This window comes from Shigella sp. FC1967, from assembly GCF_001743005.1.
GTDB lineage: Bacteria > Pseudomonadota > Gammaproteobacteria > Enterobacterales > Enterobacteriaceae > Proteus.
Genome location: NZ_MIIZ01001258.1, coordinates 1 through 439 on the forward strand (window position 1 = coordinate 1; position 439 = coordinate 439).

Below are 439 nucleotides of genomic sequence, written 5' to 3' on the forward strand. Positions count from 1 at the left end.
TTGCTATCGAAAAACTCACTCCCAACCTAACAACGGAGATCTGGCAAGAAAGTAACGGCACATTGCTTATCTATGGTGGCGATATCCATCAACCTATGGATGAAAATTTAATTCAAGATCTAAAACAGCTACGTCGCCGTCGTCCACTTGATGCCGTTATTTGGGTATCAGAAAATAATTTATCGCAACAACCGCTGGGTCATTCCTTATTTAATCACTTAAATTCGACCAACACCGATACCGCAAGCCGCTATTTCCACCAGCTCTTTCGCCTATTGCGCTGGCAAGCCCCCATTTGGCTTTGGAACATCAGTAATAACGGCGAAATAACCACAGATGAAAACGCCCACCGTGCTTTATTCAGCTCCTTTCAAGGCGACGGCTGAAACGCTTTCCAATGACTTAAAAACGCTTTTACCTGCATTAGTGGAACAAGGTA

1 pseudogene is annotated in these 439 nt (G+C 44.0%); it reads left to right on the forward strand.

Going from position 1 to position 439, the window contains the following annotated elements:
* Nucleotides 1-386 (forward strand): annotated as a pseudogene (locus BHE89_RS24010) (hypothetical protein); the annotation flags it as partial.
* Nucleotides 387-439: the final 53 nt, after the last annotated feature.